This window comes from Solimonas sp. SE-A11 (assembly GCF_030345715.1).
In the GTDB taxonomy this organism is placed as follows: domain Bacteria; phylum Pseudomonadota; class Gammaproteobacteria; order Nevskiales; family Nevskiaceae; genus Solimonas_A.
Map to the genome: position 1 here is coordinate 79624 of NZ_JAUASX010000010.1, position 13720 is coordinate 93343.

Genomic DNA, 13720 nt, shown 5'->3' on the forward strand with positions numbered 1-13720 from the left:
GGCTACTCAATTCCCTTTGTCTAGAGCCTCGCGCAGCGGCGCCAGCTTCTCGGCCAGGCGCCCAGGCAACGTTGAAGGCTCATTCTGATGCTTCTCGATTTCGGCGACCAGTGCGCTACCCACGATCACGGCATCGGCCACCGCCCCTACCGCGCGCGCCGAAGCGGCATCGCGGATCCCGAATCCAACAGCCAGCGGAAGCTTCGTAAACCGCCGGATTTCCTGCAATTTCTCGGCCACACTGGCCACATCCAGACTGACCGCGCCGGTCACGCCCTTGAGCGAAACGTAGTACAGATAGCCGCTGGCCTGGCGGGCCACTGCCTCAATGCGCTCCGCCGGGCTGGTCGGCGCCAGCAGGAAGATGCAATCCAGGCCTTGCGAGCGTAGCGCAGGCAGGTACTCGTCCGCTTCCTCCACCGCCAGGTCCACGATCAGCACCCCGTCCACCCCGGCGCGCGCCGCGCGCTCGGCGAAGGCGGCCACGCCGCGCATCTCGATCGGGTTCAGGTAGCCCATCAGCACCACCGGCGTCTCGCCATCGGTCTTCCGGAACTCCGCCACCATGTCGATGATGTCCCACAGCCCGGTACCGTGCTTCAGCGCGCGCTCGCAGGCCAGCTGGATCACCGGGCCGTCGGCCATCGGGTCCGAGAACGGCACGCCCAGCTCGATCACATCGGCGCCGGCCTTCACCAGCGCATGCATCAGGCCCACGGTGACGTCGGGCTGCGGATCGCCAGCGGTGATGTATGGGATCAGCGCCTTGCGGCCCTGGCTGCGGATGCGCTCCAGGGTGTCCTTGATACGGCTCATAGCAGCGAGATCCCTTCGAGCTTGGCGATCGTGAAGATGTCCTTGTCGCCACGGCCGGACAGGTTGATGACGATGTTCTGCTCCGCCGACAGCGTCGGCGCCAGCTTCTTGGCCTGCGCGATCGCATGCGAGGACTCCAGCGCCGGGATGATGCCCTCGCTGCGGGTCAGCTCGTGGAACGCCGCCAGTGCCTCGTCGTCATTGATCGCCGCGTACTCCACGCGGCCGATATCCTTCAGCCAGGAATGCTCCGGACCCACGCCCGGGTAATCCAGGCCGGCCGAGATCGAGTGCGTCGGCAGGATCTGGCCGTTCTCGTCGGCCATGATGTAGGTGCGGTTGCCGTGCAATACGCCTGACCGGCCCGCCGTCAGCGGCGCCGCGTGGTCCGGCGTCTGCACGCCATGGCCACCCGCCTCTACACCGATCATGCGCACGCCCTTGTGCTCGATGAACGGGTGGAACAGTCCGATCGCATTGGAGCCGCCGCCGACGCAGGCCAGCAGCACGTCCGGCAGCTGGCCCATCTGCTTGCGCGACTGCTCGATCACCTCGCGGCCGATGATGCACTGGAAGTCGCGCACCAGCATCGGGTAAGGATGCGGACCCGCGACCGTGCCGATCACGTAGAACGTATCGTCGACATTGGTCACCCAGTCGCGCATCGCCTCGTTCATGGCGTCCTTGAGCGTCTTGGTGCCGCTGTGCACCGGGCGCACTTCAGCGCCCAGCAGCTTCATGCGGTAGACGTTGGGCGACTGGCGCTCCACGTCCTCGGCGCCCATGTACACCACGCACTTCAGGCCCAGCCGCGCCGCGATGGTCGCGGACGCCACGCCGTGCTGGCCGGCGCCGGTCTCCGCGATGATCCGCGTCTTGCCCAGGTGCTTGGCCAGCAGCGCCTGGCCGATGGTGTTGTTCACCTTGTGCGCGCCGGTGTGGTTCAGGTCCTCGCGCTTGAGCCAGACCTGCGCCCCGCCCCAAGCCTTGGTCAGGCGCTCGGCCAGGTACAGCGGGCTGGGCCGGCCCACGTAGTGCGTCAGGTCGCGGTCCAGTTCCGCCAGGAACGCCGGATCGCCCTTCAGGCGCCCGTAGGCCTCGGAGAGCTGCCGCAGTGGCGACATCAGGGTCTCGGCGACGAACTGTCCGCCATAGGGGCCGAAGTGGCCTTTCTTGTCAGGAAAATCGTAGGTCATTGTTTTCGCTTGTCCGCGCGCTGCACCGCTTCGACAAAGGCACGCATCTTGTCGTGATCCTTGACGCCCGGCTTGGCCTCGATGCCGGACGACACGTCCACACCATAAGGCCTCAACTGGCGCACCGCCCTACCCACATTGCCCGGATTCAGGCCACCGGCCAGTACCAGCGGCGTCTTCACCGCCGTCACCCGGCTCCAGTCGAAGGTCTCGCCCCGCCCACCCATGCCACCCTTGCTGTGACCGTCCAGCAGCAGGCCGACCGCACCCCGGTAGCGCCGCGCCAGGGCCGCCAGGCTCTGTTTCTCGCCCATGGCCACCGCCTTCAGGTACGGCAGGCCGAAGCTGGCGCAGAAATCCGCCGGCTCCTCGCCATGGAACTGCAGCAGATCGGGTTTCAGGACATCGATGGCGTCCTGCACGAAGGCCGCATCGGCATCCTTGAGCAGCGCCACGGTGCTGATGAAGGGCGGCAGCCGGCGCCGGATGGCCGCAGCCTTGTCGGCCGTGATGTGGCGCGGGCTGGCCGGCACCAGGACGAAACCCAGGGCGTCCACGCCCAGCGAGATGGCCGCCTGGGCGTCCTTTTCTCGGGTGATACCGCAAAACTTGATACGGGTTCGGGTCAAGATCGCCTGCTCAGGCCGGGAAATAGGGTTCCGGCCGTTCGGGGAGGGCGAATTCTGCCGGATATTCGGGTCCTACGAAATACAGGCCCTCTGCAGGGCCCGTCATTCCGGCCTTGTTACGGTCGCGCCCGGCCAGGACTTCCGCCACCCAGGGCACTGGCCGCTTGCCCTGTCCCACCTCGGCCAGGGTGCCGGCGATGTTGCGGACCATGTGGTGCAGGAAGGCGTTGGCACAGACGTCCATGACCACGAAATCGCCCCGCCGGAACACATTCACGTAGCGCATGTAGCGCATCGCCGTGGGCGACTGGCACTCCGAATCGCGGAACGCCGAGAAATCCTGCTCGCCCAGCAGGGCCTGCGCGGCCTGGTGCATGGCCTGTGCATCCAGGCGCTGCGGCCACCAGGCCACGCGCCTGTGCAGCAGCGCGCTGCGAGCCCGGCAGTTGTGGAACACGTAGCGGTAGTGCCGCGCCCTCGCCGAGAAGCGCGCGTGGAAATCCTCCCGCACCGGCTGCACCCAGCACAGCGACAGGTCCTCCGGCAGGTTGGTATTGGTGCCCAGCAGCCAGGCATAGTCGCTGCGGCGCGCATCGGAATCGAAATGCACCACCTGCTGCAGCCCGTGCACGCCGGCATCGGTGCGCCCCGCGGCCGTTACCGCCACCGGGTGGTCCGCCACCTTCGACAGCGCCGCCTCCAGCGAGCTCTGCACGCAGCGCAGGTTCGTGTGGGTCTGCCAGCCGCGGAAGCCGCTACCCACGTACTCCACCCCGGCGGCCCAGCGCGTCATGCCTCGGCCCTCATTGCGGAATCGCCGGCGTAAAGAAAAAGGCCGCCGCGATAAGCGGCGGCCCGGAAGAAACCCATGGCCGGATCAGGCAAGACGCGACAGCAGGGCCTGAGCCTCTACCTTCTGCGTCTCGCTGCCCTGCTGCAGCACCTCGTTGAGCAGGTTGCGCGCCATCTCGTTGTCGCCCATGTCCACGTAGGCCCGCGCCAGGTCCAGCTTGGTGCTGGCCTCGTCGCCCGCCGAGATGCTGTCGCTGTCGCCACCCAGGTCGCCGATGTCGAAATCGTCCAACTGGATCTCGTCGACCTTGATCTCGGCCATCGCCGGCCCGGTCATCGTCGAGGAAGCGGGCGAATCGAAGCCGGAGAGGTCGAACTCCAGCGCATTGCTGTCATCCGCGCGCGACGAGACCGGGGCGGGAGCCGCCGGGGCCGGCTTGGCGCCGCCCAGGTCGAAGTCACCCAGGTCGAACTCCAGCGCATCCTCGTTCTTCAGCGTGGGCTCGCGCGACTTGGAAGCGGTCTCCATCGGCGGCAGCTCGAGCTCTTCCAGTCGGAAGTCCAGGCCGTTGCCAGCCGAGACCGGCGGCGCCTCGGCGGCGCTCGGCTCCGGCATGCTCTCGAACGACGGCGCAGATGGCTCGTCGAACGCGAGATCGAAATCGGTATCCACCGCGGTGACGTCGCCGCCCTTGAACATCTGCACGTCCGGGCACAGCTGCTGGCCCATGATGGCGATCTTCTGCCAGGCGGCATCGTCGACCCGGCCCTTCAGGCTCTCGGCGGTCTCCTGGAATTCCACCGGGCGGCCGGCGGCGAAGTAGGTCTCGGCCAGCTTGACCTTCAGCTCGGTACGCGACGGATCGCGGCCGGAAGCCTGACGCAACAGCAGGATCGCCTCGTCATAAAGCCCGTAGGCCAGGTGGAAATCGGCCTCGGCCATCGGATCGTTGGCGTCAAGGTTGATCTGCACCGTCTCGGCCGCAAACTGGCCGGTGACGTCGAAATCGATGTTGCCCGTCTCCACCGCCTTGCGGGCGAAGGCCAGATCCTCGGCGCCGAAGGCCTGCGTCGAATCGAAGGTCGGCAGCATCGCCGTATCGTCCAGCGACGGATGCACCGGAGCCGGCGGGATGATCTGCGTGGACTGCGCCTGCGGCGGAACCTGCTGGGTGCGCAGCTGCTTGGTATTGAAGTCGGCGGTTTCCTCGCCGCTCAGCGTGTCATCCAGGTTCTCCAGCTCGCGGCGCGCGGCATCCGGGGACTTCGGCGGCAGCTTGATGCCCGGCGGCGGGATGGTGCCCAGCGTGCTGCGGGCCAGGATCGGCGCCGCCGCCGGCAGCGACGGCATGCCCGGGGCCGGCGTGGCCACCGGCAGATCGGGCGCCTGCTGGGTGCGGCGCTTCTTGAGTACGTTGCGGACCAGGTAGCCGACGCCACCCAGCACCAGCAGCAGGCCCAGCACCGGCACGATGAAATCCGCGATGCCGCCGGACTCAGCCTGGGGGATCGGCTTCGGCAGCTCGGGCTTCGCCGGCGCGGGAGCCGGCTCGGGAGCCGGCTCGGCCTCGACCACCGGAGCTTCCGTGGTTACGGCAGCTTGGGCCGCAGGGGCATCGACCGGTGCCTCGCTGACCATGGGAGCGGCAGGCGCCTCCGACGCGGCAGGCGGCGGCTCCACCGGAGCGGGTGCGGGTGCGGGTGCGGGAACAGGCTCGGGTGCCGGGGCGGGCACCGGAACCGGCGCTGCAGCCTTCGGCTCGGGCTTCGCAACCGGCTTGGGCTCTGGAACCGGAGCCGGAGCCGGCATGGGCTTGGGCGCCGGCATGGGCTTGGGCGCCGGCAGCGGCTTGGCGGCCGGAGCAGGCTTTGCCGGAGACGGAGACGCCGGCACTGCCGGCGCTTCGGACACGATGGCGGGCTTCGGCGCCTTGATCGGCGGCTCGGCCGCGGCTTCCGCCGGTCGAGGCTTGGGCTTGGCCACGCCGCCACCGTTGCGCAGCGCGGTGACGCGAGTCTTGGCGGTTGCCGGGGGCACCGACCCCATCTCGGCCGCGGAAGGAATCGTCAGCTGAGAGCCGATTCGCAAGCCGTTGATGCCGCCATCGAAGGCACCGCGGTTGGCCTCATAGATCGCCAGCAGCACCTGGTCCATGGTCAGCGACGGATCCGGACGCAGCTTGGTGGCGATGCTCCAGAAAGTTTCCTTGGCCTGGACCGGACCATAGCTGTCGCCCGACGCCATGCTCAGCGGCGCCGCTGGCGCCGGAGCGGCGGCCGGGGCCGGAGTGACGGGAACCACCGGCGGTGCGGTCGGGCGGACCGGCTCGGCGGGAGCGGCCTGGGCCACCGGTGCCGGACGGCGCACGGACTCCTCGGAGGTCTCGAAGAACTCGGACGACGGGCGCTGCGGAGCAGCGGCCACGGGAGCCGTCGCGCGGGGCGCCTGGGCCACCGGCGCAGCGGGCTGCGGCAGCGACGGCGGATCGAGCAGGATCGTGTACTCGCGCAGCAGGCGGCCGCCTCGGGACTTCACCTCGACCAGGAAATTGACGAACGGCTCGCGCGCGATCTGGGCGCTGCGGACTTCGATACGGGGCTGGCCGCCATCGCTGGCGACGGTAAAGCGCAGGCTGCTGAGATAGTCGCTGCGATCCAGGCCGGCACGCTGGAACTCGGCCACGCTGGCCAGGGTCACCTGCACGCCTTCGGCCTCCTCTGGCGAGGTCGACGTGAGCGGGATGGAAGCGGCAAAACGCTGGTTGAGGCCGGATTTGACCTCGATTTCGCCCAGGCCGATGGCCGTAGCCGTGGAAAGCCACAACACGGGGCTCAGTGCTGCAAGCAGTGCCAGTTTACGCAACATATTCTCTCCGGAAGCCGTGTCCCCCAACCGGGGCTGCCTTGAGTTCACAGCAAGGGTGAACTTGCGCATGTAAGCCCTTTTATACACGACATTTTATAAATAGTCACGACTCAACAGTTCGGCGATCTGCACGGCATTGAGCGCGGCCCCTTTGCGGATATTGTCGCCGGTCAGCCACAGGTTCAATCCCCGGGGGTGCGTCGGGTCTTTTCGCAGCCGGCCGACGAACACTGCGTCCTGTCCGCTGGCCTCCGTCACGGGAGTGGGAAAGCCGTCCACGGAGGGCTCGTCCAGCAATTCCAGGCCCGGGGCCTGCTCCAGCAATTCGCGGGCCACTTCCAGGGCCAGGGGTTCGCGCGTCTCCAGGTGGACGGTGGCGCTGTGACCGTAGAACACCGGCACTCGCACTGCCGTGGCATTGACCCGCACCGACTCGCCCAGCAGGCGGGCGGTCTCGCGTACCAGGCGCAGTTCCTCGCCGGTGTGGCCGCCCTCCTCCACTTCGTCGATCCGCGGCAACACGTTGAAGGCGATCTGCCGCCCGTAGACCTCCGGCTTGATCTCGCGGAAGCTCAGCAGGTCGGCGGTCTGCCGGCCCAGTTCCTCCACTGCCTTGATGCCGCTGCCCGACACCGCCTGGTAGGTCGCCACGTTGACCCGCTCGATGCCGGCGGCATCCAGCAGCGGCTTCAGCGCCAGCGCCAGCAGCGTCACCGTGCAGGTGGGGTTGGCCACGATCCCGCGCACATCGTGCTTCGCCAAGTCCTGCGGATTGACCTCCGGCACCACCAGCGGCACCTCCGGATCGAGCCGGAACGCCGTGCTGTTGTCGATCACCACGCAACCCTCGACCGCGGCCTTGGGCGCGTACTCGGCGGCCACGGCCGGCCCGGCGGAGAACAGCGCCAGTTGCACCTGCGAGAAATCGAAGCGCGCCACATCCCCTACCGGCAGTTCGCGACGGCCAAAGCTGGCCGTGCCGCCCGCCGCCTCGCCCACGTCCAGCGGAAAGACCTTGCCCAGGGGAAAATCGCGCTCGTGCAGCAGGTCGAGCATCGCCGCGCCGACCAGGCCGCTGACCCCCACCACCGCGATATCGAACTTCCTTGTCATGGCACGCCCCTGAAAAATCGAGCGGCGGAGTTTAGAGTCATCTGGCTACAAAACCCATGGCTTGAAACGAAAAAGCACAGGTGGTCGCCCAGGAATGTCGTGACTATAATTGAGAATCAATAACAATTACAGGCTGTGCCCTAGAATCCCCGCATGGACACCTCCACGCTTACCTCCGCCGGCATCAAACCGCGCAGCGCCATCCTGAGCGCCGCCACCGACGACCTGCGCGAAGCCCTGCACGGCGTCGTTGCCGCCGCCGCGCCCTTCACCAGCCGCGAGCATTTCACCCCCTGGGTGCTGGTGCAGCACCGCTTCCAGCGCGAGATCGAGCCGCTGTACCGCATCTCCGCGCTGCAGGACTGGCTGCCGGACCTGGCCAACCGCGGCCGCCTCGCCGCCACCGAGGCCGACCTCTCCGACCTGAGCGCCGCCGTGCTGTTCAGGAAAGCCCAGACCCTGGGCCTGTCCGAGAACTTCGGCTCGCGTCATCTCGCCGCTGCCCCGGAAGGCCGCACACGCCACTGGAGACAGTTCATCGAGGCCCTGGGCCGGCTCGAGCTGGACGCAGCCGACGAGACCCGCATGCGCGAGGCGGCCCGGGACGTCTGCGCCATGCCGGCATGACCGATCCCGGCCATGCCAATCCTCGGCGCCCGCTGGCGGCGCCGCTGCGCTACCTGCTGATGGCCTTCGCCGCGCTCTGCGTGGCACTGGGCGTGATCGGCATTTTCGTGCCCGGCCTGCCTACCACGGTGTTCATCCTGATGGCCGGCTGGGCCGCCGCGCGCAGCTCGCCCCGATTCTCCGCCTGGCTGGAATCACACCGCCTGTTCGGGCCCATGCTCAAGAACTGGCGCGAGACGCGCAGCGTCAGCCGCCGCGCCAAGTGGAGCGCCACGGTGATGATGGCGTTCTGTGCCGTGATCCTGTTCCTCACCACCAGCAAGCCCTGGTTGGCCGAAGCCATCACCGCCGTCATGGCCCTGGTGCTGGCCTGGCTCTGGCACCGCCCGGAACCGATGCCCGCCCCTCGGGAAAGCACCTGAAACGACAAGGCCCCGATGGTCTGACCATCGGGGCCCTGGCTTGATCCGGCACTCCCTCAGAGCTTGCCGAGCACGATACGCAGCATGCGGCGAAGCGGCTCCGCCGCGCCCCACAGCAGCTGGTCGCCGATGACGAAGGCCGACACGTACTCGGGGCCAAGGTTGAGCTTGCGCACGCGGCCCACGCCGACCTTAAGGCCGCCGGTGATCGAAGCCGGGGTCAGCTCCTTGACGGTGACCGGCTTGTCGTTGGGCACCCACTTCACCCAGTCGTTGCCGCTCTTGATGATCGACTCGATCTCGGCCAACGGCAGGTCGCGCTTGAGCTTCAGGGTCAGCGCCAGGCTATGGCAGCGCATGGCGCCGATACGCACGCAGAGGCCGTCCACCGGGATCGGCTGGGCGTTGCCCAGGATCTTGTTGACCTCGGCCTGGCCCTTCCACTCTTCCTTGGACTGGCCGTTCTCGAGCTGCGAATCGATCCAGGGGATCAGGCCACCGGCCAGCGGCGCGCCGAAGAACTCGGTCGGCACGTCACTGCGGATCGACTGCGCCACCTTGCGGTCGATGTCCAGGATCGCCGACGACGGGGTCGCCAGCTCGTCGGACACCGCGGCGTTGATCACGCCCATCCCCTTGAGCAGCTCGCGCATGTGGTTGGCGCCGCCGCCGGAAGCCGCCTGGTAGGTCATGGAACTGACCCAGTCCACCAGCCCCTCGCGGAACAGGCCGCCCACGCCCATCAGCAGGATGCTGTTGGTGCAGTTACCGCCGATGTAGTTCTTCACGCCCTTGCCCAGCGCCGCGTCGATCACGCCGCGGTTCACCGGGTCCAGGATGATGACGGCGTCGTCCTTCATGCGCAGCGCCGAGGCCGCGTCGATCCAGTAGCCCTCCCAGCCGCTGGCGCGCAGCTTCGGGTAGATGTCGTTGGTGTAGTCGCCACCCTGGCAGGTGATGATCACATCCATCGCCTTGAGCGCGTCGATGCTGTTGGCATCCTTCAGCGGCGGCGTGTCCTTGCCACCCACCTTCGGGCCGGGGCCACCAGCGCTCGAGGTGCTGAAGAAATGCGTCTCCACCAGCGCGAAGTCGTTCTCTTCCTGCATGCGCTGCATCAGCACCGAGCCGACCATGCCGCGCCAACCCACCATACCCAGCTTCTTCATCTCGATTCCTCTTGCTCTTGTCTCCTCTCGCCCGCTCGCGGGAGAGAGGTCGGGAGAGAGGGGCTGTAAAACTCCGGAGAGTTACAGAACCCCTCTCCCCTAGCCCCTCTCCCGTAAACGGGAGAGGGGAATTAGGTCTGTTACTTCTTCAGCGCCGCCACCACCGCATCGCCCATCTCCTGCGTACCGATGATCTTCTCGCCCGGCTGCGCGATATCACCCGTACGCTTGCCTTCGCGCAATACCCTCTTCACCGCCACGTCGATGCGGTCGGCCAGGTCGGCGCGGTTGAAGGTGTAGCGGAACATCATGCCCACCGACAGGATCGTCGCCAGCGGATTGGCCTTGCCCTGCCCGGCGATGTCCGGCGCACTGCCGTGGATCGGCTCGTACAGGCCCTTGTTGTTCACGTCCAGCGAGGCCGAGGGCAGCATGCCGATGGAGCCGGCCAGCATCGAGGCCTCATCCGACAGGATGTCGCCGAAGATGTTGCCGGTGACGATCACATCGAACTGCTTGGGGTTCTTCACCAACTGCATCGCGGCGTTGTCCACGTACATGTGGCTCAGCGCAACATCCGGGTACTGCTTGCCCACCTCGATCACCACCTCGCGCCACAGGCGCGAGGTCTCCAGCACGTTCTCCTTGTCCACCGAGCAGAGGCGCTTGTTGCGCTTCTGCGCCGCCTGGAAGGCGACATGCGCGATGCGCTCCACCTCCGGACGGCTGTAGTGCATGGTGTCGTAGCCTTCCTCGGCACCCTCGGCGTTCTGCCGGCGGCCGCGCGGCTGGCCAAAATAGATGTCGCCGGTGAGCTCTCGCAGGATCAGCAGGTCCAGGCCCGCGATGACCTCGGGCTTGAACGAGGACGCGGCAGCCAGCTCTTCATAGGCCAGCGCCGGGCGCAGGTTGGCGAACAGGCCCAGATCCTTGCGGATGCCCAGGATGCCCTGCTCCGGACGCACGGCACGCGGCAGGCTGTCGTACTTCGGGCCGCCGACGGCACCCATCAGGATGGCATCGGCCTCGCGGGCCGCCTTCTGCGTGGACGGCGGGTACGGATGGCCCTCGGCGTCGTACGCGGCGCCGCCCAGGTGACCGAAGGACCACTCGATCTGCTCGCCCTCGGCCTTCAGCAGTTCCAGCACCTTCACGGCCTCGGCCATGATCTCAGTGCCGATGTAGTCGCCGGGCAGAATCAGGATTTTCTTGCTCATTTCATTCGCAACGGAAATAGGGAATGGGGAATCGGGAATCGTAGAAGCAAGAACGGGAGTGTCTTTTACGATTCCCGATTCTCCATTCCCGATTCCCATCTTTTCAGTTGAACAGCCAGGGCGCTTCCGCGCGGCGCTTCGCCTCGTAGGCTTTGATCGCATCGCCCTGCTGCAGCGTCAGTCCGATCTCGTCCAGGCCGTTGACCATGTTGTGCTTGTGGTGCGGGTTGATCTGGAACTTGAATACGCGGCCGTCCGGCAGGCGCACTTCCTGCGCCGGCAGGTCGATTACGATCTGCGCCGCCGCATCCGCATTCACGATCTCGAAGATCGCCTGCACCTCCTCGGCCTGCAGCGTCACCGGCAACACGCCGTTCTTGAAGCAGTTGGAGAAGAAAATGTCGGCGAAGCTCGGTGCGATCACGGCGCGGAAGCCGTAGTCGTCCAGCGCCCACACCGCATGCTCGCGCGAGGAACCGCAGCCGAAGTTGTCGCGCGCGATCAGCACCTGCGCGCCGGCATGCCTGGCATCATTGAGCACGAACTCCGGGTTCGGGCGGCGCGTCGCCGGGTCCACTTCCAGCGTGCCCGGGTCCAGGTAGCGCCAGTCATCGAACAGGAACGGACCAAAGCCCGTGCGCCGGATCGACTTCAGGTACTGCTTGGGAATGATCGCGTCGGTGTCCACGTTGGGACGATCCAGCGGCGTGACGTGCGAGGTGACCTGCGTGAATGCCTTCATGTCTTTCTTCCTTACAACTTCATTTCCAGGCGCCGGCAATCCGGCACCGGTGCCCGTGCCCGGTCGCCGCGGAAGCGGCGCTCGCGCACGAACCTGAATCCGATTCCCTCGTACAGCTTCTGGGCGCGCGGGTTGGTCACCGCCACGTCCAGTGCATAGGTGCCGTAGCCGCTCTTGCGCGCCTCGGCCATCTTGAAATTCAGCATCCGCGCGCCGATACCCTGGCCGCGGCATTCCGGCGCCACGCCGAAGTTCGCCACGTACAGCATGTCCGGCGTCAGCGGCTTGAGCATCGGCGCCAGTTCCAGCCCGCGACGGATCACGCCGAGGACGGCCGCCAGCGGATAGAACGACAGCACCTGCCGCATCAGCCCCAGCGTCAACTGGCCTTCCATGCGCTGGCCGTAGAAGGCACCCACGCCCACCACCACGCCGTCGCGCTCCGCCACCCAGTGGTTGCGGTAGCCCTGGAATCCGCCGCCCTGGCGGAAGGCATGGCGCAGGAAATCCAGCGCCTCGCGCCCTCCCGCACGGAACATGTAGTCGAAGGCCTCGGGCCCGGCGCTGTACACCAGCGGCGCCGCGGCATCCGCGTCCTCCGCTCGCGCCGGCCGGAATTCCAGGCTCATCGTCCTGCTCCTGCCCTTACAGCGCGCGCACGTCGACGAAGTGGCCGGCGATACCCGCCGCCGCCGCCATCGCCGGGCTCACCAGGTGGGTGCGGCCACCCTGCCCCTGGCGGCTCTCGAAGTTGCGGTTGCTGGTGGAGGCGCAACGCTCGCCTGGCTCCAGCCGGTCGGCATTCATCGCCAGGCACATCGAGCAACCCGGCTCGCGCCATTCGAAGCCGGCCTCCAGGAAGACCTTGTCCAGCCCCTCGCTCTCGGCCTGCGACTTCACCAGGCCCGAGCCCGGCACCACCATCGCTAGCTTCACGTTCGCCGCCTTCTTGCGGCCCTTCACGACCGCCGCCGCGGCACGCAGGTCCTCGATGCGCGAGTTGGTGCAGGAGCCGATGAACACCTTGTCGATGTTGATCTGCTCGATCGGCGTGTTGGCATCCAGGCCCATGTAGGCCAGCGCCTTCTCCATGCCGTTGCGCTTCACCGGATCGGCTTCCTGGGCCGGATCGGGCACGCGTGCCGAGACCGGGCCCACCATCTCGGGTGAGGTGCCCCAGGTGACCTGCGGCTCGATGTCCTTGGCATCCAGTTCCACCACGGCGTCAAACTTCGCGTCCGGGTCGCTGTGCAGCTGCTTCCAGTTGGCCACGGCCGCATCCCACTGCTCGGGCTTCGGCGAATAGGGTCGACCCTTGGCGTAGGCGATGGTCTTGTCGTCCACCGCCACCAGGCCGGCGCGCGCGCCACCCTCGATGGCCATGTTGCACAAGGTCATGCGGCCTTCCATCGACAGGTCCTGGATCGCCTCGCCGGCGTACTCCACGACGTAGCCGGTGCCGCCGGCGGTGCCGATGCGGCCAATGATCGCCAGCGTGATGTCCTTGGCCGTCACGCCGGGACCGACGTGGCCGTTGACGCGGATCAGCATGGTCTTGGCTTTCTTCAGCACCAGCGTCTGCGTGGCCAGCGTGTGCTCGACCTCGGAGGTGCCGATACCGAAGGCCAGCGCGCCGAAGGCGCCGTGCGTGGAGGTGTGCGAGTCGCCGCAGACCACGGTCATGCCCGGCAGTGTCGCACCCTGCTCCGGGCCCACCACGTGGACGATGCCCTGGCGGTGGTCGTTCATGCGGAATTCGGTAATGCCGTATTCCGCGCAGTTAGCGTCCAGCGCGTCGACCTGGGCGCGGGAGATCGGGTCCTTGATGCCATTCACGCGGTCCGGCGTGGTCGGCACGTTGTGATCCGCCACCGCCAGGTTGGCATTCAGGCGCCAGGGCTTGCGCCCGTTCATGCGCAGGCCGTCGAAGGCCTGCGGGCTGGTGACTTCATGCACCAGGTGGCGATCGATGTAGATCAGCGCGGAGCCGTCACCGTTGTCGGCGACCACGTGGGCGTCCCAGATCTTGTCATACAGAGTCTTTGCCATGGCTGGACCTCGATAATCCTGATGCTTGGTCTTGCGAATGGCGCGCATTCTAGGAGCGTGCTATTGATAACTCCAATGAATC

General features: G+C 67.1%; 13 protein-coding genes. 2 read left to right on the forward strand and 11 right to left on the reverse strand.

Features of this window, described 5'->3' with window-relative positions:
* Nucleotides 1-6: 6 nt before the first annotated feature.
* From trpA to QT386_RS12810, 6 genes are all read right to left on the reverse strand, one after another.
* Nucleotides 7-816 (reverse strand): tryptophan synthase subunit alpha, encoded by an 810-nt coding sequence (trpA, locus tag QT386_RS12785; protein WP_289274157.1) that lies wholly within the window; start codon nucleotides 814-816, stop codon nucleotides 7-9.
* Entirely contained in the window at nucleotides 813-2012 is a 1200-nt protein-coding gene (trpB, locus tag QT386_RS12790) for a tryptophan synthase subunit beta (protein WP_289274158.1), read from the reverse strand. The genes trpA and trpB overlap by 4 nt, the downstream gene beginning before the upstream one ends.
* Nucleotides 2009-2641: a phosphoribosylanthranilate isomerase gene (locus tag QT386_RS12795; protein ID WP_289274159.1), complete on the reverse strand. Its 633-nt coding sequence runs from the start codon at nucleotides 2639-2641 to the stop codon at nucleotides 2009-2011. The genes trpB and QT386_RS12795 overlap by 4 nt, the downstream gene beginning before the upstream one ends.
* A 10-nt stretch (nucleotides 2642-2651) precedes the next feature.
* The gene (truA, locus tag QT386_RS12800) at nucleotides 2652-3434 is read right to left on the reverse strand and encodes a tRNA pseudouridine(38-40) synthase TruA (protein ID WP_289274160.1); all 783 of its coding nucleotides are present in this window, start codon (nucleotides 3432-3434) and stop codon (nucleotides 2652-2654) included.
* Nucleotides 3435-3518: 84 nt separating this feature from the next.
* Nucleotides 3519-6299: a FimV/HubP family polar landmark protein gene (locus tag QT386_RS12805; protein ID WP_289274161.1), complete on the reverse strand. Its 2781-nt coding sequence runs from the start codon at nucleotides 6297-6299 to the stop codon at nucleotides 3519-3521.
* Between the two features lie 93 nt (nucleotides 6300-6392).
* Nucleotides 6393-7412: an aspartate-semialdehyde dehydrogenase gene (locus QT386_RS12810; RefSeq protein ID WP_289274162.1), complete on the reverse strand. Its 1020-nt coding sequence runs from the start codon at nucleotides 7410-7412 to the stop codon at nucleotides 6393-6395.
* A gap of 153 nt (nucleotides 7413-7565) precedes the next feature.
* On the opposite strand from QT386_RS12810, the gene QT386_RS12815 reads away from it, so the two are divergent.
* Nucleotides 7566-8039 carry a biliverdin-producing heme oxygenase gene (locus tag QT386_RS12815; protein ID WP_289274163.1) on the forward strand — a complete coding sequence of 158 codons (474 nt, stop codon included), beginning with the start codon at nucleotides 7566-7568 and terminating at the stop codon, nucleotides 8037-8039.
* Nucleotides 8036-8461 (forward strand): YbaN family protein, encoded by a 426-nt coding sequence (locus tag QT386_RS12820; RefSeq protein ID WP_289274164.1) that lies wholly within the window; start codon nucleotides 8036-8038, stop codon nucleotides 8459-8461. The genes QT386_RS12815 and QT386_RS12820 overlap by 4 nt, the downstream gene beginning before the upstream one ends.
* Nucleotides 8462-8517: 56 nt before the next feature.
* Here QT386_RS12820 and asd read toward each other — a convergent pair whose 3' ends face one another.
* The 5 genes from asd to leuC form a co-directional block, all read right to left on the reverse strand.
* The gene (asd, locus tag QT386_RS12825) at nucleotides 8518-9630 is read right to left on the reverse strand and encodes an aspartate-semialdehyde dehydrogenase (protein ID WP_289274165.1); all 1113 of its coding nucleotides are present in this window, start codon (nucleotides 9628-9630) and stop codon (nucleotides 8518-8520) included.
* Nucleotides 9631-9770: 140 nt separating this feature from the next.
* Nucleotides 9771-10847, reverse strand: a complete 1077-nt coding sequence (gene leuB, locus QT386_RS12830; protein WP_289274166.1) for a 3-isopropylmalate dehydrogenase — start codon at nucleotides 10845-10847, stop codon at nucleotides 9771-9773.
* 103 nt (nucleotides 10848-10950) lie between these two features.
* Nucleotides 10951-11589 carry a 3-isopropylmalate dehydratase small subunit gene (leuD, locus tag QT386_RS12835; protein ID WP_289274167.1) on the reverse strand — a complete coding sequence of 213 codons (639 nt, stop codon included), beginning with the start codon at nucleotides 11587-11589 and terminating at the stop codon, nucleotides 10951-10953.
* Between the two features lie 11 nt (nucleotides 11590-11600).
* Nucleotides 11601-12218, reverse strand: a complete 618-nt coding sequence (locus tag QT386_RS12840; RefSeq protein WP_289274168.1) for a GNAT family N-acetyltransferase — start codon at nucleotides 12216-12218, stop codon at nucleotides 11601-11603.
* 16 nt (nucleotides 12219-12234) lie between these two features.
* The gene (gene leuC / locus QT386_RS12845) at nucleotides 12235-13638 is read right to left on the reverse strand and encodes a 3-isopropylmalate dehydratase large subunit (protein ID WP_289274169.1); all 1404 of its coding nucleotides are present in this window, start codon (nucleotides 13636-13638) and stop codon (nucleotides 12235-12237) included.
* Nucleotides 13639-13720 lie beyond the last annotated feature (82 nt).